Source organism: Streptomyces sp. NPDC111802 (assembly GCF_055634335.1).
Window position 1 is genome coordinate 1 of sequence record NZ_JBVKCZ010000062.1, and the last position, 19,366, is coordinate 19,366.

Below are 19,366 nucleotides of genomic sequence, written 5' to 3' on the forward strand. Positions count from 1 at the left end.
AGCGGCGGGCGTCAAGAAACGTCCCCTCTCTGCCCGACGGCAACCGCCCGACCGAGGACGGACACCCCCCGGCACGGCCCCGACCCACCCACCAACCGTTGGCGCTACGCGCACCCCCACCCCACCCGCACAGGCCGCCGCAGGCACCCCCACCCACCCGAGTGTCACGTCACGCCACACCCACCCCCATATGCCGCGTTTGTCTGATTAGCGCGTATCGTCGGCGCATGCCCACGCCATACGGATCCCGCGGCGGCATGGCGTTCGGCGTGGAGGAGCTGCGTGTGCTCCGCCGCGCCCTCGCCCTTGCCGTTGACCCCAGCCCCGCCTCGGCCGAGGACGTCCAGGACTGTCTTCGCCTCGCCGACTCGCTAGACGAGGCGATGCGCGAGGGTGCCCGGATGCGTGCCTTCCTGGTAGCCGATCTCGCCCGCTACCGCGCCGCCCTCCCAGGCACCGCAGCCGGCTACCTCACCCTCCTCGACGAGGCCCTCGGCGCCGGCTACGACCCGACCCCCGAGGACCTCACCGCCCTCCGGGCCCTGCACCGCAACCCCGTCGCGGCCACCCTCCTGGACCGCTGCCGCCCCCTCGCCGCCCAGCCCGTCATCCCCGCGTCCCGCACCCACCTCCAGGCCCTCCCCGGAGGCCTCTCCGACGCCGGACCCGGCACCCCGGTCGACCTCCCCGCCCAGGCGGTCGGCCAGGAGCCGGCCAAGCCGCCCCGGAAGAAGCCCGCCGAGAAACCGGCCGCCCCGAGACCCGGCCCCGGCCCCGCGCCCACCCCCGCCGCCCCGAAGCCGACGCGTCCCATCCCCACCCCCGGCGAGGTCTTCCCCCGCCGCAAACCACCGACCCAGCCACCCCCGAACCCACCCCAGCAGCTCGCCGCAGGCTGACGCCCACCCCACCCCGACAGCCCCAGCCCGAGAACCGGCCCGCGTCCCGGCCAACCGGCCGGGCGGCGCGACGCCCCCGCCCCGACGTCCACCCAGCCCCACCCCCCTGGCTACCCTGGACGCATGGACTACGTCTCCGCACTCCTCCCGCCGGCCGTCATGGCCGTTTTCTTCATCGGCGTGATCAGGGTGATCGTGAAGACCCAGGGCGGGGCCAACAAGGCCAAGGAGGACGCGGCCGTGGACGCCGCCCTCGCGCGCGTGGAGGGCGCCCGCCAGTCCTCCGCGAACCCGGACGCCTGACCGGAGGCCCGACGGCCAGGGGCACTCAACGGCGTACGACTCCAAGCCCGGACGCTTTCCAAGTCGTACGCCCTTTTGTTCCCATTTGCCAGAAAAAGCGCACGTTCGATACGCCAACCCCCAGTTCTCCCACTATTGTGCTGAGTTGTGCCTCGCCCATTGGGAGAACTCGAAGACGCGGTCATGACGCGGGTGTGGAAGTGGAACCGCCCGGTGACCGTTCGAGAAGTCCTGGAAGATCTTCAGCAGGAACGGTCCATCGCGTACACCACGGTGATGACCGTTTTGGACAATCTCCATCAGAAGGGCTGGGTACGCCGCGAAGCGGAAGGCCGGGCCTATCGATATGAGGCGGTGTCCACCCGAGCCGCCTACGCCGCCGCCCTGATGAACGATGCCTGGTCGCAGAGCGACAACCCCGCCGCCGCGCTCGTCGCCTTCTTCGGCATGATGAGCGAGGAACAGCGCCGTGCCCTGCGGGACGCCGTACGCATCGTCCAAGGCCCGGAAACCCCCGAACCCGCGGAACGGCCCGTTACACCCCCCGCTACGAGCACCGATACCGGCAGCGATACCAGCAGCACCGATACCCGCAGCGTCGATACGGGCACCGATAGCGACAACGGCAAAACGGCCGGCCCCGATACCGGCGGCGCGGATACGGCCCCCGAGAACCCCGGCTCCGCACAGGAGCCCGACGGGCGATAGCGTCCGCTCATGTCAGCAGAGAGCCACTCGGCCGAGACTCCCTCGGTGGAGAGCCCAGAAGTCACCGCAAAAGCCATCACCGTCCGGCGGGCCCGTACCAGCGATGTCCCGGCGGTGCGTCGTCTCCTTGACGAGTACGTCCGCCGTCGCATCCTGCTCGACAAAGCCACAGTGACGCTTTACGAGGACATCCAGGAGTTCTGGGTGGCAGAACGGGACGACAACGGCGAGGTCGTCGGCTGCGGCGCTCTGCACGTGATGTGGGAAGACCTGGCGGAAGTACGCACTCTCGCAGTGAAGCCGGGCCTGAAGGGCGCCGGCGTCGGTCACCAGTTGCTGGAGAAGTTGCTCCACACCGCGCGTTGGCTCGGCGTTCGACGAGTCTTCTGTCTGACCTTCGAAGAGGACTTCTTCGGCAAGCACGGCTTCGTCGAGATCGGCGAGACACCGGTCGACACCGATGTCTACGCGGAGCTGCTGCGTTCCTATGACGAGGGTGTGGCGGAGTTCCTCGGTCTCGAACGAGTGAAACCGAACACCTTGGGCAACAGCCGCATGCTTCTGCATCTGTGATCGCCCGGCATCCACCAAGGATCCACAACCCGTATTCCGCCCGACAGGGCATGCCCAGGTGCCCTATGTCCGAAACGCGCATGTTTCCGGACTGCGGTCGGCCACTGGGTCTCTCCCGGGGGTTTGTGTTTTTCCAGCAAAAGCGGTTTGCTTTCCGACGTACTGCAGTACTGCATATAACAGGGGACGGCGAAACGGCGGACGCCGCAGACCCCCAGCCCTCAAGTTTCGATGAAAGGAAATCCGGTGGCACAGAAGGTTCAGGTCCTTCTTGTCGACGACCTCGACGGCGGCGAGGCGGACGAGACCGTGACGTTCGCGCTGGACGGCAAGACGTACGAGATCGATCTCACGACTTCCAATGCGGACAAGCTCCGTGGCCTTCTCGAGCCTTACGTGAAGGGCGGTCGTCGCACCGGAGGCCGCGCTTCGGGTGGTCGCGGAAAGGCGCGCGCCGCTTCCGGTGGCAGCCAGGACACCGCGCAGATTCGCGCGTGGGCCAAGGAGAACGGCTACGAGGTCAATGACCGCGGCCGCGTTCCGGCGTCCATTCGTGAGGCTTACGAGAAGGCCAACGGCTGATCGAGCGTCGACGCCTGTCCTACGGACAGGCCGACGGCTGGGCGCACCCGCGTCGCAGCCACAGGCGGTGGCACTGCGTTGCCACCGTGTCCAGGACCCGCACGAGATCGGGGGCGCCCCCACCGCCCCCGAGGGCCGACAGCGTCGGCAGCGAGACCTCGACCTCGCCCTCAGGCTTGGGGGGCCGCACCCACACAGCGGCCCCCTGCACGGGACCGGAGCGGCTCAGGGGAAGCGGCCGCATCCCACGGAGCCCCGGCAGCCCGGAACGCCGTACGACCCCCCTCGCCCCGGAATCGACGGGCCACCGCACAGCCTCCCCGGCACAGCTCCGCGGCGAGACCGCGGCCGGACCCCGGTCGTCGGCGCGATGCGGTACGACCGCCGCGGCCCCGATCGCCTCCGGAGGCCGTAGGGCCATGACCGGGCCGTGCTCCGGCGGCAGCGGCGCCTCCATGAGGTCGCCCTCGCCGAGGACCCGCAGGTCCAGGGGCAGCGTGCCCCACTCCAGCCAGAGCAGCACCCCCGGCACCTCCTCCGCGCTGCCCGCGGCCATGAGCAGCAGCATCCGGTCGCCCCGGGCGGCGACGGGGGAGTCCGGCCCCAGATGACGCAGGGCCGCGAGGCCCGCCTCGGCCGGGACGTCCAGGACGTCGAAATGCCGGCCCACGCGCAGGCTCGGCGGGGTTCCGGGTGCCGTGGGCACCACCGGCCAGCCCAGTTCGTTCTCGTACCACCGACGGACCTGATCGCTCGGATCGAGCGGCCGACGAGGGAGGGGGATCGCGGCGAGTGCCGGGGTGATCGAGGCGCGGGTGCCGAACATGCCAAGCGCAACCGCCGAAGGAGCATGCGGGTTACGCTGGGTGCACTAGTGGATGCGCAGAGTGCTGAAAGAGGGCGTGCGGGGAGTGCGGGGAGGCGCAAGGTTGTTCGCCCGTAGCGGAGGGAACCGGGGGGCGCGGCATGGAGTGTCAGTCCCAGCGGGTAAGACATCCCTAGTGGGAGGGGGCGACACGCAGGACAGTGGGGTCTCACGTTCGCCATCGGCGTACTGATGGTGAGGGTAACCACCTGGCCTGCGGGAACATCGTCTCGCACCATCGGGTTGGAGCAGATGTCGGCGTTCGGGGTCAGGAGGCCATCGACGGTGTCGGCAGTTGGAATGAGCGGTCCCCGCTTGCGGGACTAAGCTGCGGAAGGACAGGGAGGGGAAGTTCCCCCCACTGCCTGACCGCTCTGAGGAGCGATTAACGATGTTCGAGAGGTTCACCGACCGCGCGCGGCGGGTTGTCGTCCTGGCTCAGGAAGAAGCCCGGATGCTCAACCACAACTACATCGGCACCGAGCACATCCTCCTGGGCCTGATCCACGAGGGTGAGGGTGTCGCCGCCAAGGCCCTTGAGAGCCTCGGGATTTCGCTCGAGGCGGTCCGCCAGCAGGTGGAGGAGATCATCGGGCAGGGGCAGCAGGCCCCGTCCGGGCACATCCCCTTCACCCCCCGTGCCAAGAAGGTCCTGGAGCTGTCGCTCCGCGAGGCCCTTCAGCTGGGCCACAACTACATCGGCACGGAGCACATCCTGCTCGGCCTGATCCGTGAGGGCGAGGGCGTCGCCGCCCAGGTCCTGGTCAAGCTGGGCGCTGATCTCAACCGGGTGCGGCAGCAGGTCATCCAGCTGCTCTCCGGCTACCAGGGCAAGGAGACCGCCACCGCCGGCGGGCCTGCCGAGGGCACCCCCTCGACGTCCCTGGTCCTCGACCAGTTCGGCCGGAACCTCACCCAGGCCGCTCGTGAGTCCAAGCTCGACCCGGTCATCGGGCGCGAGAAGGAGATCGAGCGGGTCATGCAGGTGCTGTCCCGCCGTACCAAGAACAACCCGGTCCTGATCGGTGAGCCCGGCGTCGGTAAGACCGCCGTCGTCGAGGGTCTCGCCCAGGCCATCGTCAAGGGCGAGGTGCCCGAGACCCTCAAGGACAAGCACCTCTACACCCTGGACCTCGGCGCGCTGGTCGCCGGTTCCCGCTACCGCGGTGACTTCGAGGAGCGCCTGAAGAAGGTGCTCAAGGAGATCCGCACCCGCGGCGACATCATCCTGTTCATCGACGAGCTCCACACGCTCGTCGGTGCGGGTGCCGCAGAGGGCGCCATCGACGCGGCTTCCATCCTGAAGCCGATGCTGGCCCGCGGTGAGCTGCAGACCATCGGCGCCACCACGCTGGACGAGTACCGCAAGCACCTGGAGAAGGACGCGGCCCTTGAGCGCCGCTTCCAGCCCATCCAGGTCGCGGAGCCGTCCCTGCCGCACACGATCGAGATCCTCAAGGGTCTGCGTGACCGTTACGAGGCCCACCACCGGGTCTCCATCACGGACGAGGCGCTGGTCCAGGCCGCCACCCTGGCCGACCGGTACATCTCGGACCGCTTCCTGCCGGACAAGGCGATCGACCTGATCGACGAGGCCGGCTCCCGGATGCGTATCCGCCGGATGACCGCGCCGCCGGACCTGCGCGAGTTCGACGAGAAGATCGCCGGCGTCCGCCGCGACAAGGAGTCCGCGATCGACTCGCAGGACTTCGAGAAGGCCGCCTCCCTGCGCGACAAGGAGAAGCAGCTCCTGGCCGCCAAGGCCAAGCGGGAGAAGGAGTGGAAGGCCGGCGACATGGACGTCGTCGCCGAGGTCGACGGCGAGCTGATCGCCGAGGTCCTCGCGACCGCCACCGGCATCCCGGTCTTCAAGCTGACCGAGGAGGAGTCCTCGCGTCTGCTGCGCATGGAGGACGAGCTCCACAAGCGGGTCATCGGTCAGAAAGACGCCGTCAAGGCGCTGTCGAAGGCGATCCGTCGTACGCGTGCCGGTCTGAAGGACCCGAAGCGCCCCGGTGGTTCGTTCATCTTCGCCGGCCCGTCCGGTGTCGGTAAGACCGAGCTGTCCAAGGCGCTCGCCGAGTTCCTCTTCGGTGACGAGGACGCGCTGATCTCCCTCGACATGTCGGAGTTCAGCGAGAAGCACACGGTGTCGCGTCTCTTCGGTTCGCCCCCCGGCTACGTGGGCTACGAAGAGGGCGGCCAGCTGACCGAGAAGGTCCGCCGCAAGCCGTTCTCCGTCGTCCTCTTCGACGAGGTGGAGAAGGCCCACCCGGACATCTTCAACTCGCTGCTGCAGATCCTGGAGGACGGTCGACTGACCGACTCCCAGGGCCGGGTCGTGGACTTCAAGAACACGGTCATCATCATGACGACCAACCTCGGCACCCGGGACATCTCCAAGGGCTTCAACCTGGGCTTCGCGGCCGCGGGTGACACTAAGTCCAACTACGAGCGCATGAAGAACAAGGTCTCGGACGAGCTCAAGCAGCACTTCCGGCCCGAGTTCCTCAACCGCGTCGACGACGTGGTCGTCTTCCCGCAGCTGACCCAGGACGACATCCTCGCGATCGTCGACCTGATGATCAGCAAGGTGGACGAGCGCCTCAAGGACCGGGACATGGGCATCGAGCTCTCCCAGTCCGCCAAGGAGCTGCTGTCCAAGAAGGGTTACGACCCCGTCCTGGGCGCGCGGCCGCTGCGCCGCACGATCCAGCGCGAGATCGAGGACAGCCTGTCGGAGAAGATCCTCTTCGGCGAGCTGCGCCCCGGTCACATCGTGGTCGTGGACACGGAGGGCGAGGGCGAGACCAAGACCTTCACCTTCCGCGGCGAGGAGAAGTCGGCCCTGCCGGACGTCCCGCCGATCGAGCAGGCGGCCGGTGGTACCGGGCCGAACCTGAGCAAGGACGCGTAAGCCTCACCAGCTGAAAGGGGCCGGTGCTCGCGAGCACCGGCCCCTTTGGCATGCCCTGGGTCTTACGACAGCTGGCCGTTGTAGTCCGGCAGCTTGTACGTCTTCTCGGCGTGGCCGCCCGACAGGTCGGTGGCGCTGTTGCCGATGTTCGCGATGATCGTGTAGCCCTTGTTCTCGATGTCGACGCGCTGGGCCGTCTTGTAGTCGGCGACGTTCTTGAACAGGTCGAAGAAGCCGCGCACATACAGGCCGGAGACCTGGTAGCCGACGTGCTTGAGGTTGTAGTCGGTCACCGTGTAGATGATGCCCGGGCGGGCGGTGACGAAGAACAGGGAGACGCCGTGCTCCTGGGCGTACTTGGCGACCTCCTGGACCGGCTTGTTGGCCGGCTGGGGGTAGCTGAAGCCGAAGTCCGTCTCCAGGGTGGTGTTGTCGATGTCGAAGACGATCGCCGGCTTCTCACCCGGCTTGGTGTCGGTGATCCGCTGCTTCAGGTAGGGCAGCGCCTGGTTCATGACCGCCGTGCAGTCCTTCTGCCAGGTGTCGTAGTCGACATCCGCCGAGGACGCTGTGGCGGCCGTCGTGGCGGTGGAGGTGCTCGTCGCGGTGGCAGTCGTCGCGGCTTCGGCCGGGACCGCGAGGGCCACGAGGGCGGCTGCGGAGACGCTGGTCACGGCTATGCGGCGCACCCAGGGGCGGCGAAGCGTCATGTGTGGGGGTCCTCTCACGTCACGTGCGCTGTGTTGTTGTCGCGTGCATGTTCGTGGGTGGGGGTGGCGTGAGGGGAAAGGTAGGGTTACTGGGCGGTAAGTCGCCAGAGATGTGCGTCACATGACGCCGTAAAACTTCAGGACGACGTGGTCGAGCATCAACCGGAGCCTCCCTCATCGGGTAGGGCGGCAGCGTAGTGCCCGTCACATTCCGGGGTCTTCTGATTGCGCTCGGCGGTGACATGCCGCACAGGCATTTTATCCGTTACTAGCGGGAATAGTGGAAAGAGCACCTGCGGGCAAAACGGACTTTAATTACCAAACAGGGCTGCACTGTGTGGTGTCAGTGCTGGTTCGTCCGTATTAGGTGATCTGTCAAGATGCGGGGAATTTTGAGGCGTAGTACTAGCACCCGTCGTAGATAGGGGTGTTTGGGGGTTTGGGGCGAGCGGGGTTACCAAGGGATAGCCATCCGGCGACCGCATGTGTCGGGTGGTTTTCCCTGTCGTCGTTCCCGTGAGGTTTCGAATGTCCCCGCGCTTCTCGTTCCGTTCGCCCCGTACGTCCGCGTTCCGCACCCGTGCTGCTGTGCTGGCCGCCGGACTGGGAGCCTCGGTCGTGCTGGGCGCCGGAGGCGCGGTCGCTGCTGAGATGACCTCCGCCCCCGCTGCCCCGGCCGCCGTCCAGGCCCACCCCGTCGCCGCGAAGAAGGCGCCCGCGAAGAAGGCGCCTGCTAAGAAGGCCCCCGCGAAGAAGGCCGTCTTCTGGGTCAAGCCGGTGAAGAAGTACACCAAGTCCGCCAGCTTCGCGCAGGCCGGCGGCATGTGGCAGTCCACCCACAGTGGGCAGGACTTCGCCGTCCCGAGCGGCACCCAGGTCGTGGCCGCGCACGGCGGCACCGTCGTCAAGGCCGGCGGCAACGGCGCCGGTGACGGTCCCGCGTACGGCAACGCCATCGTGATCAAGCACGGCAACGGCACGTTCTCCCAGTACGCCCACCTCTCGCGCATCGACGTGAAGGTCGGCCAGGTCGTCAAGACCGGTCAGAAGATAGCCAAGTCCGGCAACACCGGTAACTCCAGCGGTCCGCACCTGCACTTCGAGATCCGTCAGAACGCCAACTACGGCTCCGCGATCGACCCCGTGGCCTTCCTGCGGGCCAACGGCCTGTCGATCTGAGGCACCGAGCCGTTCAGGCGCCCTTGTGCGCCTGGGTGATCAGATCCGTGGCGACTTCGAGGATGGCCTTGCGCTTCTCCTCGGGGTCGCCTTCGAGGTCCTTCAGCACGAACATCCCGGCGTGCATCGTGAACAGGGCGCTGATGCAGCGCACCTGGTCGACCAGATCGGCGTCCGGGTCGATGATGATGTCCCGCATGCCGAGCATGCGGTTCTTGAACGTCTCGCCGATGCTCAGTTCACGGACGGTCGCCTGGTTCTCCTGCATGAAGCGGAACAGGGGGGACGCGTCGGCCAGGGCCTGGCTGTAGCGGCGTACGATCTCCTGCTTCGTGTCGAGCGTGTGCGGCTGCTGCCTGCCCCACTCGATCAGGTCCTCGATCGGCTTCGTCAGATCCTCGAAGAGACTGACGATGATCTCTTCCTTGGTCTTGAAGTGGTAGTAGAGGGCCGCTTTCGTGACGTCCAGGCGCTCGGCGATCTCGCGCAGGGAGGTCTTCTCGTAGCCCTGCTCGGCGAAGAGTTCGAGGGCCACATCCTGGATGCGCTGGCGGGTGTCCCCGCGGCGCCGCTGCTTGGTGCCGTCCATGGTGCCACCCATCCTCTTACTCCTTGGCTTTCCGTAAAACTTACTTGACGCCCGGCTAGTTACGCCCCTACCTTCCTTCAGTGTAGGCAACTAGCCGGGCGGCAAGTAAGTAGCTGGGGGAGAGGGAACCATGGCGGACACACTGGCAGTGGACATGGGGCCGGCGGATCAAGCCAAGCAGGCAGATCCGGCCGAGAAACCGAGGAGCGTACGGGTCGTACTGCTCGCGCTGATGATCACGATGATGCTGGCGATGCTCGACAACATGATCGTGGGCACCGCGATGCCGACGATCGTCGGTGAGCTCGGCGGCCTTGAGCATCTGTCGTGGGTCGTCACGGCGTACACCCTGGCCACCGCGGCCTCCACTCCGCTGTGGGGCAAGCTCGGCGACATGTACGGACGCAAGGGCGTCTTCATGTCGTCGATCGTGCTGTTCCTGATCGGATCCGCGCTCAGCGGCATGGCCCAGGACATGGGGCAGCTGATCGCGTTCCGGGCCGTGCAGGGGCTGGGCGCCGGTGGTCTGATGGTCGGCGTCATGGCGATCATCGGCGACCTGATTCCGCCGCGGGAGCGCGGCAAGTACCAGGGCATGATGGCCGGCGTGATGGCGCTCGCGATGATCGGCGGGCCGCTGGTCGGCGGCACCATCACCGACAACTGGGGCTGGCGCTGGGCGTTCTACATCAACCTGCCGCTCGGTGTCGTGGCGCTCGCCGCGATCAGCGCCGTGCTGCATCTGCCGAAGAAGCGGGCGCAGGCGCGGATCGACTATCTGGGCGCCGGTCTGCTGACCGTGGGGATCACCGCGATCGTGCTGGTGACCACATGGGGCGGTACGGAGTACGCCTGGACGTCCGCGCGGATCATGGAGCTCATCGGCATCGGCGTCGCCGCGCTCGTCGGGTTCGTGTACTGGCAGACCAGGGCCGCGGAACCGGTGGTCCCGCTGCACATCTTCCGCAGCCGTAACTTCACGCTGATGTCCGTGATCGGCTTCATCACCGGGTTCGTGATGTTCGGCGCGACGCTGTTCCTGCCGCTGTACCAGCAGTCGGTGCAGGGCGCCTCCGCCACCAACTCCGGACTCCTGCTGCTGCCGATGCTCGGCGCGATGCTGGTCACCTCGATGGTCGCCGGCCGGGTGACCACGAACACCGGGCGGTACAAGGCGTTCCCGGTGCTCGGCAGTGCGCTGATGGTCGTCGGGCTGTATCTGCTGTCGACGATGGACACCGGGACGAGCCGGTTGATGTCCGGTGTGTTCATGGCCGTGGTCGGCTTCGGCATGGGCTGTCTGATGCAGATCACCATGCTGGTCGCGCAGAACAGCGTCGAGATGAAGGACATGGGCGTCGCGTCCTCGTCCACCACGCTCTTCCGTACGCTCGGCTCCTCGTTCGGTGTCGCGATCATGGGCGCACTGTTCAACAACCGGGTGCAGGACGTCATGACCGACCGGGCCGGGGCGCTGGGTTCGAAGGTGACCGAGCAGTCGGCGCAGCTGGACGCGGCGAGCCTCGCGAAGCTGCCGGATGCGGTGCGCGAGGCCTACCAGCACGCGGTGTCGGCCGGTACGCACTCCGCGTTCCTCCTCGGAGCCGTGATCGCCGTGCTGGCCCTGGCGGCGGCCGTGTTCGTGAAGGAGGTGCCGCTCAAGGGGGCGGGGCCGAAGACGGAGGCGGCCGCGGACGCCGACTAGAAGACGACAGGACGTTTCGGCCGAGTGCAGGACCCCCGGGTGGATCGCCGCCCGGGGGTCCTGTCAGTGGGGCGTGTCACCATCGGCTGCATGGACAAGGTGCGGCAGCTGCGGCTGGCCAAGGACGCCATGGACCGGGACTGGGCCGATCCGGAGCTCGACCTGGACGCCGTGGCCGCGCACGCCGGTTACTCGCGGTATCACTTCGTGCGGGCCTTCAAGGCGGTGTACGGCGAGACGCCGGGGCAGTACCTGACGCATCGCCGGATCGAGCGGGCCGAGGAGTATCTGCGCGTGGCCAATCTGACCGTCACCGAGATCTGCCATCTGGTCGGCTTCAGCAGCCTCGGCACGTTCTCGGCGAAGTTCAAGGCGCGGACCGGGCTGTCACCGAGCGAGTACCGGGAGAAGCACGTCGGACGCGGAGCCGCGCTGATACCGGGGTGCTACGCGATGCTGTGGGCCGGGGGCTTCCGGCAGCGGCAGGAGGGCAATTCTGAAGAAGCACGCTGACAGCGCCTCTGCCTAACGTGACGGAAGGAACCGCAAGGCAGCGAAGGGGAGAGCAGCGTCATGATCAAGGGCCTGGGCATCACCACCGTATGGACGTTCGACCAGCAGCGCACCAAGGCGTTCTTCACCGAGAAGATCGGCTTCGAGGTGCGCACCGACCTGTCCATGGGCGACATGAAGTGGATCACCGTGGGCGCCAAGGGGCAGCCGGACGTCGAGCTCGCACTCATGAGCCTGGACGGGCCCGGTCTCGACCCCGAGTCCTCCGAGGCGCTGAAGAAGCTCGTGGCCAAGGGCGTCATCGGGGCCGGGGCCTTCCACACCGACGACTGCCGGGGGGACTACGAGACCTTCAAGGCGCGCGGGGTCGAGTTCATCCAGGAGCCGCAGGAGCGGCCGTACGGCATCGAGGCGATCTTCCGTGACGACAACGGCAACTGGTACTCGCTGACCGAGCGCAGCGCGGAGCTCGACTTCTCCAAGTCCTTCGGCTGAGTACCGCTGCCCGGGCTACGGCAGCATCGGGTAGCTCCCCGTGGCCGTCGGCGCGTGTTCCGGGAGCCACAGGACGGCTACCGCGCCCTCCGCCGACACATGGTCCGGGGCGCCCGCCGGGCGAATGTTGCGGAAGGTCAGCCGGGCACCGAGAACCCGGGCCTGACCTGCCGCGATGGTCAGACCGAGGCCGTGCCCGTGGCCCGAGCGGTCGCTGCTGCCCGTGCGGAAGCGGCTCGGCCCCTCGGCGAGCAGGTGCTCGGGGAACCCGGGGCCGTGGTCGCGGACCCGGATGACCCGGCCCTCGACCGTGACCTGGATCGGCGGCCTGCCGTGGCGGGCCGCGTTGGCCAGCAGATTGAACAGCACCCGCTCCAGGCGCCGCGGGTCGGTCGTGACCTCCGACTCATGGACGACCCGCACCTCGATCCCGGGATCCTTGGCCGCGACCCGCCGGCTGACGAACTCGCCCAGCAGGATGTCCTGCAGCTCGGCCCGCTCCGAGGCACTGTCCAGCCGGGCCACCTCCAGGACGTCCTCGACGAGCGTGCGCATGGCCTTCGCCCGGTCCAGGACCAGCTCGGTGGGCCGACCGGGCGGCAGCAGCTCGGCCGCCGTGAGCAGCCCGGTCACCGGCGTGCGCAGCTCGTGCGCGATGTCCGCGGTGACCCGGCGCTCCGCCTCCAGCCGCTGCTGGAGCGCGTCCGCCATGGCGTCCACCGCACTCGCGAGGTCGTCGGTCTCGTCCCGTACGACACCCCCGATGGCGTCCCGCACCCGCACGTCCGGCTCCCCGCTCGCGACCTGGTTCGCCGCGGCCGCCGCCTTGCGCAGCCGTCGCGACAGCTGCCCGCCGATGAGCACCCCGAGCGCGCTGCCGCCCAGCACCACCGCGATGGACCCGATGATCATGGCCTGGTCGAGGCGGTTGAGGATGTGGTCGCTGCGGTCGGTGAAGCCGGTGCGCAGTGACAGGACATGGCCGTTGTTGAGCGGCACGGCCGCCCAGATGTCCGGGGCCCCGCTCGGCGAGTCGGTCACATACGTGGCCCGTCGGCCCTCCTCGACCTTGTCCCGCAGCGCGGTCGGCAGCTCCGGGTCGTCGATCGTGAGGTTGGGGAAGTTCAGCCGCTTGGACTGCTCATAGCTGCGCTGGGCGATCTGGATGCGCTCGTCCGCGAGGTCGCGCGCGCTGTCCAGCATCGAGACCCGGGCCTGGTTGTGCACCACCAGACTCAGCACGATCGCCACGAGCGCGCCGACCAGTGCGATCGCCGCGCTCAGCTTCCACCGCAGACCCGTACGGATGGCGATACGGCCGCCCACGCGCGGGCGCGTACGACCACCGGTGAGCGAACCCATCAGGACCCCCGCCCCCTGCTGCCCCGCGACCTGCGCCGGGTCGGTGAGGCCGATTCTCCCCGCGCCGGAAGCGGCCGGGCGTCTGAACATCCCCCGCATGCCCGCCCCGCTCAGGCCTTCAGCTTGTAGCCGAAGCCACGGACCGTCTCGATGCGGTCCTGGCCGATCTTCTGCCGCAGCCGCTGCACATGGACGTCGACGACACGGGTGTCCCCGCCCCAGCCGTAGTCCCACACGCGCTCCAACAGCTTGTCCCGCGACAGCACCGTGCCCGGCGTCGAGGAGAACTCCAACAGCAGCCGCATCTCGGTCGGCGTGAGCGCGACGGGCGCACCGCCCCGGCGCACCTCCATGCCCTCGGTGTCGACCTCCAGGTCGCCGAAGGACAGCGGGCCGCCGTTGGCGGCGGAGTCCGCCTCGTCCGCCCGGTCGGGACCGCTCGCGTGCCCGAACCGGCGCAGCACCGCCCGGATCCGCGCGACCAGCACCGCTCCGTCGAACGGCTTGGTCACGTAGTCGTCCGCACCCGCCTCCAGACCCAGCACCACGTCGATCGAGTCCGCGCGCGCCGACAGCATGATCACCGGCACGGTCGACTCGTCGCGGATACGGCGGCACAGACTGACCCCGTCCAGCCCGGGGACCATGACGTCCAGCAACGCGATGTCGGGCCGGTCCGCCCGGAACGCCTCCAGGCCCGACAGCCCGTCGGGCATGGCGGTCACCGCGAAGCCGTCCCGCTCCAGGGCGAGCTGGGTGGCCTCGCGGATGACGTCGTCGTCCTCGACGAACAGGACGTGGGTCTGGTCTGCCATCCCGGTGCTCTCAGTCCTCGTGTGCTTCTAGGGGTACGTCGGATGCTTCCCGGCCGCGCAGGACGTGTCCACTCGTCAGACGCGTGGATCGTCCGATGCGTTCACGACCGCCGCGGAATCAGCCGTCGGTCTCAGCCATCGGTCTCGCCCTTCGGTCTCGGCCTTCGGTCTCAGCCTTCGGGCGCCGCCGACCCGTCGTCGCCGAGGGAGCCGTAGTCCGTGCGGGTGCTGTACTTCCGGACGAAGCGGTCGGAGGTCCACAGGTACGAGATCACGTCCTCGCTGGACGGGTTCGACAGGGCGTCGTCCTTGGCGTACACCTGCTTGGTCACCACAAGGTAGCCGCGGTCGATCTCGGCGTAGACCGGAGGCTCCTCGGACTTGAACACATTGTGGTAGGCGCCGTCCCGCTCGCGATACACATATGAGGCGACGCCGACCGAGTCGCCGCAGGACAGGACGTTGACCACGATGTCGTCCGTCGGCGCGCCGGTCAGTTCGCCGTACGACACGTCGATCGGGTAGTCGTCGGACACGCACGGCTTCAGCTCACGCTTGACCTGCGCCGATACCGCGGGGTCCGCCTTGACCAGCCGCACGGCCTCCGTACGGTCGGGGACGGGCGAGGGCGAGGCCGACGACGCCACGGCCTTGCCGCCCGCCGCGTCGGCGCGCGCGGGCCCCTCGTCACGGGCGCCGGTGCCGCCGGTGGCACAGCCGGAGACAAAAAGGGCGAGGGCGACGACCACGGCCATCGCCGTGAACGCCGCCTGAAAGATCCCCCGGCCGGGTGCGGGCCCGGTATACGCGGAGCCGGTGTCCTCGGAGTCCCCGTCCGTGGCCCCGTCACCCCTGTCCGTGTGCCCGGTGCCGCCCGTCGTCGTGCCTAGGCCGCGCAACGCTCCCGCTCCTCACGCTCCAGCGCGCGTGCGTCCAGATCGCGGCTCTCCAGCTCCTCGCGGAGCCGGGCGAGCGCCCGGTGCAGCGTGCTCTTGACCGTTCCGGCCGACATGCCGAGGGCGGCGGCCGTCTCCTCCGTGGACATCTGCTCCCAGTGTCGCAGCACGACGACGCTGCGTTGCTTCGGAGCGAGAACCTTCATGATGTCCATCAGCAGGGCGCGGTCCGCGTGCTGCTCGGTGGCGTCGTCGACCGAGGCGTCCGGGAGCTGCTCGGTCGGCACTTCCTCCAGCTTGCGCGCCCGCCACCACTCGGTCCGCGTGTTGATCATCACGCGGCGCAGGTAGGCGTCCGCGAGCCGCTTGTCCGCGATGCCGTCCCAGCGGTGGTACGTCCGCACCAGCGCCGTCTGCAGCAGGTCCTGCGCGTCGACCGGGTCCGGGACCAGCCGACGGGCGCTGCGCAACAGCGCGTCCTGCCGGGTGCGGACGTACTCCTCGAACTCGAGCACCTCGCCCTGCGCCATGTTGACCGCCTCCCGATTCCCCGTCACCGGCCGGCTCGTCCGCCGTCGGTGCCACTGCCTGTGGTTCGTAGTCGTCCCCGCCTGTCGGGTACGGAAATGAAGCTACGGAGGCGTTGTCACGGGGCTGTCCGAAGCAGCCTGCGGCCAGCGCTCGGCTGTCCGTCGGTTGTGTAACGGATTCAGGAAAGGGGTAAAACGGCCGGGGAGTTGATACCCGTATGGGGTGATTTGGCCGATTTACAGCTATGGAAAGGCTGTGCATCGTGTGTTGCGAAGGCTCTGCGGCTGTGATCTGACTGTGCGTCAGCTCAACGGCAGCCGGTACATCCCGCCGGGCAGCGGCTCGACCAGCCCGTCCGAGACGAGACCGTCCAGGGCCCGGGCGCGCTGCACCGGTTCGTGCCACACCCTGTCGAGCGCGGCCTGCGGGACGGGCGCATGGGCGTCGCGCAGTACGGCCAGCAGCTTGCCGCGCACCTGACGGTCGGTCCCGGCGTACGTCTGGCCGCGGCGCGGCGGGCCGTCGTGCTCCGGCTTGCCGGCGAGCCGCCAGGCGCACTGCGCGGCGATCGGGCAGCGGTGGCACGACTCGTTCTTCGCGGTGCACACCAGCGCGCCGAGCTCCATGGAGGCCGCGGCCCAGCGGGCGGCGGTGCGTTCCTCGTCGGGGAGCAGCGCGCGGGCGAGCTTGCGTTCGGCGGCGGTGGTGGCGTTCGGCGGGTACTGCACGCCGGTGACGGCGCGGGCGAGGACGCGGCGGACGTTGGTGTCCAGGACGGGGTGCCGCTGGCCGTATGCGAAGGACGCCACTGCGGCCGCCGTGTACTCGCCGATGCCGGGCAGCGCGAGGAGCTGGGCATGGTCGGTCGGTACGTCCCCGCCGTGCCGTTCCGCTATGGCGACGGCGGCGCCGTGCAGCCGCAGGGCGCGGCGCGGGTAACCGAGCCGGCCCCAGGCGCGGACGGCCTCGCCGGGGGCCTCCTTGGCCAGGTCGGCGGGGCGGGGCCAGCGGGACAGCCACTGCTCGTAGACGGGCAGGACACGGCTCACCGGCGTCTGCTGGAGCATGAACTCACTGACCATCACTCCCCAGGGACCGGCCTCGGGGCGCCGCCAGGGGAGGTCGCGGGCGTTCTCGTCGAACCAGTCGATGACACTGCTGTGCAGCGGCTGACCGAGGGGGCCGTCGGAGTTGGCGTCGGTGTGGGTGTGCGGGGGCTTCGTGGGCGCAGTCATGGCTTTCCGATCCTGCCATGCCGGGGGCGGCGGGGTCGGGAGGTGGCGGTGCCGGTGCGTTTGTGGCTGCGGGGCGGGGCGCCGAGTCGTCCTCGCCCTCGCGGGCGTCGCGCTGGTCGGCGGAGGGTTCGCCTCGCCCGTGCCGCCGGCACCGCGCGAGCGTCGAACTCCTCGTGTCCGTCGACCACTTCAGGTGATCCCCAGGGCGGGTGTGATGGCGCGGTAGAGCTCGAGGTCCTCGAAGTCCATGGTCACGGAACGTAGGCGGTGGGTCGATACTGTCACGCCCAGTGATCGGCAGGGGTCGCCCCGGTCGGAAGACAGGGGCCGCGCGGCCGCCGTCCTGACGGTTTCCGGGATGATGATCCGGAAAAGTTGTCGTCCGGGGCGGCATGTGGAGCCGGATGGCGCACCGATCTCTCGTAAGGTTTGCGCCGTGGGATCTCTGCGCAATCCGGTCGGGCCGCTCCCCTCCTCCATCTACTGGCGACGGAGGGCCGTACTGCTGTCCGTGTTCGCCCTGTTGGCGCTGCTGATCGCCTGGGTGCTCGTCTCGGGCGGCGGAGGCGGCAAGAACAACGCGGACGGATCCGACGGCAAGAATCCCGCGCCCTCGACGATCACGCCGGGCCCGTCGGGCTCGGGGCCGGCGATCAGTCAGGCGCCGGGCGGGCGCGACGAGTCGACCGCCGGCGGGGACTCCGGTGGGTCGGGGGGCGGCTCCGGGTCCGGGGACGGCGACGGGTCCGGGGACGGTTCGTCCGCCGGTGGCTCCGGCGGGTCGGAGGGCTCCGGCAGGGGATCCGCCGGGGGCGGCTCGGGCGGCGGTGTCGGCGTGGACGACACGGTCGCCGACGGCTCCTCGCTGCCCGACTGCGTCTCGGGCCAGGTGAAGGTGACGGTGAGCAGCCGGAACAACGCGTACGAGCCCGGCGAGACGCCCGCGCTGCTGCTGACCGCGACGAACTCCTCCACCTACGACTGCAAGGTCGATCTCGGCCCGAAGAACGCGGTGGTGACGATCACTCAGGCGGGCTCCGAGGACGCCCTCTGGTCCTCCGCCGACTGCCCGGAGGCCGCCGGCAGCCTGCGGTTCCGGGTACCGGCCGGAGAGAGCATCACGTACACAGTGAAGTGGGACCGCAAGGCCAGCGCCCCGCAGTGCGCGACACCCGCCGCCGGGGCGGCCGGGGCCGGCACGTATCTGGTGGAGGCGAAGACGCCGGGGTTCGGGACGGCGCAGACGTCGTTCGTGCTGGAGAACGACTAACGGGCCGCTCGCGACGCGTGCACGACCCGCGTCGGCGTACGGCCCGCAGGTCGGCTAGACGTACCGCTCCAGGATCGAGCTCTCCGCCAGTCGCGACAGGCCCTCCCGGACGCTGCGGGCCCGGGCCTCGCCGACGCCGTCCACCGTCTGGAGGTCGTCCACGCTGGCGGCGAGCAGCTTCTGCAGGCCGCCGAAGTGCTCCACCAGGCGGTCGATGATCGCGCCGGGGAGTCTGGGGACCTTGGCCAGGAGGCGGAAGCCTCGCGGGGAGACCGCCGAGTCCAGTGCCTCCGGGGAGCCGGTGTAGCCCAACGCCCTTGCCACCGTGGCCAGTTCAAGGAGCTCCGCGTGAGTGAGGGCGTCCAGCTCGTACAGCGCCTCGTCGACCGTGCGGGAGCGCTTGGCCGTCGGCTCGGGGACGTAGTCGCGCACCACGAGCTCGCGCTCGGGCTCCACGCCGGCGATCAACTCGTCCAGCTGGAGGGCGAGGAGGCGTCCGTCGGTGCCCAGCTCGACCACGTACTCGGCGATCTCGGTCGCGATGCGCCGGACCATCTCCAGACGCTGCGCCACCGCCGAGACATCGCGGACCGTCACCAGGTCCTCGATCTCCAGCGCCGACAACGTGCCCGCGACCTCGTCCAGGCGGAGCTTGTAGCGCTCCAGGGTCGCCAGAGCCTGGTTGGCGCGGGAGAGGATCGCCGCTGAGTCCTCCAGGACACGGCGCTGGCCGTCGACGTAGAGCGCGATCAGCCGCATGGACTGGGAGACGGAGACGACCGGGAAACCGACCTGCTTGCTGACCCGGTCGGCCGTGCGGTGCCGGGTGCCCGTCTCCTCCGTGGGGATCGTCGCGTCCGGCACGAACTGCACACCCGCGCGCAGGATCTTCGACAGGTCGGACGACAGCACGATGCCGCCGTCGAGCTTGCACAGCTCGCGCAGACGCGTCGCCGCGAACTCGACATCCAGGACGAATCCGCCCGTACACATCGTCTCGACGGTCTTGTCGAAGCCGAGGACGATGAGCCCGCCGGTGTTGCCGCGGAGTACCCGCTCCAGTCCGTCCCGCAGGGCCGTGCCGGGAGCCACCGCGCTCAGGGAGGCGCGCATCAGGCCATCGGCACCGGAACTCCCGCCGGACTTTCCGGGAGCTGCTGCCCGGTCGTTGGCTGCCACTGCACTCCTCCGGTCGCAGGTTCTTCAGGCGCTCCCGTTT

The 19,366-nt window shown here is 69.0% G+C and carries 20 protein-coding genes; 11 read left to right on the top strand and 9 right to left on the bottom strand.

The genetic code is table 11. The features are described from left to right. The first annotated feature begins 257 nt into the window (after positions 1–257). The 5 genes from ACZ7NC_RS40140 to ACZ7NC_RS40160 all read left to right on the top strand — a co-directional run bounded on the left by ACZ7NC_RS40140 (position 258) and on the right by ACZ7NC_RS40160 (position 3,065). Positions 258–899, top strand: a complete 642-nt coding sequence (locus ACZ7NC_RS40140) for a hypothetical protein (RefSeq protein ID WP_471496360.1) — start codon at positions 258–260, stop codon at positions 897–899. Positions 900–1,022: 123 nt separating this feature from the next. After that, positions 1,023–1,202 carry a hypothetical protein gene (locus ACZ7NC_RS40145; protein ID WP_471496290.1) on the top strand — a complete coding sequence of 60 codons (180 nt, stop codon included), beginning with the start codon at positions 1,023–1,025 and terminating at the stop codon, positions 1,200–1,202. Between the two features lie 183 nt (positions 1,203–1,385). After that, a complete protein-coding gene (locus ACZ7NC_RS40150) occupies positions 1,386–1,910 on the top strand; it encodes a BlaI/MecI/CopY family transcriptional regulator (protein ID WP_471496292.1) in 525 nt (174 codons plus the stop codon). 9 nt (positions 1,911–1,919) lie between these two features. After that, complete coding sequence (locus ACZ7NC_RS40155) at positions 1,920–2,483, top strand: amino-acid N-acetyltransferase (protein ID WP_471496294.1); 564 nt, start codon at positions 1,920–1,922, stop codon at positions 2,481–2,483. 246 nt (positions 2,484–2,729) lie between these two features. Then, on the top strand, positions 2,730–3,065 hold the full coding sequence (locus ACZ7NC_RS40160; RefSeq protein WP_471496296.1) for a histone-like nucleoid-structuring protein Lsr2: 336 nt from the start codon (positions 2,730–2,732) through the stop codon (positions 3,063–3,065). A gap of 19 nt (positions 3,066–3,084) precedes the next feature. On the opposite strand, the gene ACZ7NC_RS40165 is transcribed toward ACZ7NC_RS40160, so the two are convergent. After that, a complete protein-coding gene (locus tag ACZ7NC_RS40165) occupies positions 3,085–3,891 on the bottom strand; it encodes an SCO3374 family protein (protein ID WP_471496298.1) in 807 nt (268 codons plus the stop codon). A 430-nt stretch (positions 3,892–4,321) separates the two neighbouring features. Here ACZ7NC_RS40165 and ACZ7NC_RS40170 point away from each other — a divergent pair, with 430 nt between their 5' ends. Further along, positions 4,322–6,847: an ATP-dependent Clp protease ATP-binding subunit gene (locus ACZ7NC_RS40170; protein WP_471496301.1), complete on the top strand. Its 2,526-nt coding sequence runs from the start codon at positions 4,322–4,324 to the stop codon at positions 6,845–6,847. Between the two features lie 62 nt (positions 6,848–6,909). Here ACZ7NC_RS40170 and ACZ7NC_RS40175 read toward each other — a convergent pair whose 3' ends face one another. After that, positions 6,910–7,557 carry an HAD family acid phosphatase gene (locus ACZ7NC_RS40175; protein WP_471496304.1) on the bottom strand — a complete coding sequence of 216 codons (648 nt, stop codon included), beginning with the start codon at positions 7,555–7,557 and terminating at the stop codon, positions 6,910–6,912. Positions 7,558–8,085: 528 nt separating this feature from the next. On the opposite strand from ACZ7NC_RS40175, the gene ACZ7NC_RS40180 reads away from it, so the two are divergent. Next, complete coding sequence (locus ACZ7NC_RS40180; RefSeq protein WP_471496306.1) at positions 8,086–8,736, top strand: M23 family metallopeptidase; 651 nt, start codon at positions 8,086–8,088, stop codon at positions 8,734–8,736. Between the two features lie 13 nt (positions 8,737–8,749). Here ACZ7NC_RS40180 and ACZ7NC_RS40185 read toward each other — a convergent pair whose 3' ends face one another. After that, entirely contained in the window at positions 8,750–9,337 is a 588-nt protein-coding gene (locus ACZ7NC_RS40185; protein WP_471496308.1) for a TetR/AcrR family transcriptional regulator, read from the bottom strand. 118 nt (positions 9,338–9,455) lie between these two features. Here ACZ7NC_RS40185 and ACZ7NC_RS40190 point away from each other — a divergent pair, with 118 nt between their 5' ends. The 3 genes from ACZ7NC_RS40190 to ACZ7NC_RS40200 all read left to right on the top strand — a co-directional run bounded on the left by ACZ7NC_RS40190 (position 9,456) and on the right by ACZ7NC_RS40200 (position 12,038). Then, positions 9,456–11,030, top strand: coding sequence for an MDR family MFS transporter (locus tag ACZ7NC_RS40190; protein WP_471496310.1), 1,575 nt, complete (start codon positions 9,456–9,458; stop codon positions 11,028–11,030). Positions 11,031–11,120: 90 nt separating this feature from the next. Beyond that, entirely contained in the window at positions 11,121–11,543 is a 423-nt protein-coding gene (locus ACZ7NC_RS40195; RefSeq protein WP_471496312.1) for a helix-turn-helix transcriptional regulator, read from the top strand. 60 nt (positions 11,544–11,603) lie between these two features. Beyond that, entirely contained in the window at positions 11,604–12,038 is a 435-nt protein-coding gene (locus ACZ7NC_RS40200; protein WP_471496315.1) for a VOC family protein, read from the top strand. A 15-nt stretch (positions 12,039–12,053) separates the two neighbouring features. Here the strand turns inward: ACZ7NC_RS40200 and cseC are convergent, their stop codons facing one another. The 5 genes from cseC to ACZ7NC_RS40225 form a co-directional block, all read right to left on the bottom strand. After that, complete coding sequence (cseC, locus tag ACZ7NC_RS40205) at positions 12,054–13,622, bottom strand: two-component system sensor histidine kinase CseC (RefSeq protein ID WP_471496362.1); 1,569 nt, start codon at positions 13,620–13,622, stop codon at positions 12,054–12,056. Continuing rightward, positions 13,511–14,215 carry a two-component system response regulator CseB gene (gene cseB, locus ACZ7NC_RS40210; protein WP_471496318.1) on the bottom strand — a complete coding sequence of 235 codons (705 nt, stop codon included), beginning with the start codon at positions 14,213–14,215 and terminating at the stop codon, positions 13,511–13,513. Before cseB ends, cseC begins: the two co-directional genes overlap by 112 nt. A 170-nt stretch (positions 14,216–14,385) precedes the next feature. Next, on the bottom strand, positions 14,386–14,970 hold the full coding sequence (locus ACZ7NC_RS40215) for a hypothetical protein (RefSeq protein ID WP_471496364.1): 585 nt from the start codon (positions 14,968–14,970) through the stop codon (positions 14,386–14,388). Between the two features lie 131 nt (positions 14,971–15,101). After that, a complete protein-coding gene (locus tag ACZ7NC_RS40220) occupies positions 15,102–15,641 on the bottom strand; it encodes a SigE family RNA polymerase sigma factor (RefSeq protein ID WP_019756474.1) in 540 nt (179 codons plus the stop codon). Positions 15,642–15,944: 303 nt separating this feature from the next. Then, entirely contained in the window at positions 15,945–16,877 is a 933-nt protein-coding gene (locus tag ACZ7NC_RS40225; RefSeq protein WP_471496321.1) for an HhH-GPD family protein, read from the bottom strand. Positions 16,878–17,313: 436 nt separating this feature from the next. Between ACZ7NC_RS40225 and ACZ7NC_RS40230 the strand changes: the two genes are divergently transcribed. Continuing rightward, positions 17,314–18,147 (top strand): hypothetical protein, encoded by an 834-nt coding sequence (locus tag ACZ7NC_RS40230; protein WP_471496323.1) that lies wholly within the window; start codon positions 17,314–17,316, stop codon positions 18,145–18,147. Positions 18,148–18,201: 54 nt separating this feature from the next. Here ACZ7NC_RS40230 and disA read toward each other — a convergent pair whose 3' ends face one another. Then, on the bottom strand, positions 18,202–19,326 hold the full coding sequence (disA, locus tag ACZ7NC_RS40235) for a DNA integrity scanning diadenylate cyclase DisA (RefSeq protein ID WP_471496325.1): 1,125 nt from the start codon (positions 19,324–19,326) through the stop codon (positions 18,202–18,204). Between the last annotated feature and the right edge of the window lie 40 nt (positions 19,327–19,366).

Excerpts from the sequence above, each read along its gene's own strand:
- ACZ7NC_RS40140 (WP_471496360.1), top strand. The coding sequence starts at position 258 with ATGGCGTTCGGCGTGGAGGAGCTGCGTGTGCTCCGCCGCGCCCTCGCC.
- ACZ7NC_RS40145 (WP_471496290.1), top strand. The coding sequence starts at position 1,023 with ATGGACTACGTCTCCGCACTCCTCCCGCCGGCCGTCATGGCCGTTTTC.
- ACZ7NC_RS40150 (WP_471496292.1), top strand. The coding sequence starts at position 1,386 with ATGACGCGGGTGTGGAAGTGGAACCGCCCGGTGACCGTTCGAGAAGTC.
- ACZ7NC_RS40155 (WP_471496294.1), top strand. The coding sequence starts at position 1,920 with ATGTCAGCAGAGAGCCACTCGGCCGAGACTCCCTCGGTGGAGAGCCCA.
- ACZ7NC_RS40165 (WP_471496298.1), bottom strand. The coding sequence starts at position 3,891 with ATGTTCGGCACCCGCGCCTCGATCACCCCGGCACTCGCCGCGATCCCC.
- ACZ7NC_RS40170 (WP_471496301.1), top strand. The coding sequence starts at position 4,322 with ATGTTCGAGAGGTTCACCGACCGCGCGCGGCGGGTTGTCGTCCTGGCT.
- ACZ7NC_RS40175 (WP_471496304.1), bottom strand. The coding sequence starts at position 7,557 with ATGACGCTTCGCCGCCCCTGGGTGCGCCGCATAGCCGTGACCAGCGTC.
- ACZ7NC_RS40180 (WP_471496306.1), top strand. The coding sequence starts at position 8,086 with ATGTCCCCGCGCTTCTCGTTCCGTTCGCCCCGTACGTCCGCGTTCCGC.
- ACZ7NC_RS40185 (WP_471496308.1), bottom strand. The coding sequence starts at position 9,337 with ATGGGTGGCACCATGGACGGCACCAAGCAGCGGCGCCGCGGGGACACC.
- ACZ7NC_RS40190 (WP_471496310.1), top strand. The coding sequence starts at position 9,456 with ATGGCGGACACACTGGCAGTGGACATGGGGCCGGCGGATCAAGCCAAG.
- ACZ7NC_RS40195 (WP_471496312.1), top strand. The coding sequence starts at position 11,121 with ATGGACAAGGTGCGGCAGCTGCGGCTGGCCAAGGACGCCATGGACCGG.
- ACZ7NC_RS40200 (WP_471496315.1), top strand. The coding sequence starts at position 11,604 with ATGATCAAGGGCCTGGGCATCACCACCGTATGGACGTTCGACCAGCAG.
- cseB (WP_471496318.1), bottom strand. The coding sequence starts at position 14,215 with ATGGCAGACCAGACCCACGTCCTGTTCGTCGAGGACGACGACGTCATC.
- ACZ7NC_RS40215 (WP_471496364.1), bottom strand. The coding sequence starts at position 14,970 with ATGGCCGTGGTCGTCGCCCTCGCCCTTTTTGTCTCCGGCTGTGCCACC.
- ACZ7NC_RS40220 (WP_019756474.1), bottom strand. The coding sequence starts at position 15,641 with ATGGCGCAGGGCGAGGTGCTCGAGTTCGAGGAGTACGTCCGCACCCGG.
- ACZ7NC_RS40225 (WP_471496321.1), bottom strand. The coding sequence starts at position 16,877 with ATGACTGCGCCCACGAAGCCCCCGCACACCCACACCGACGCCAACTCC.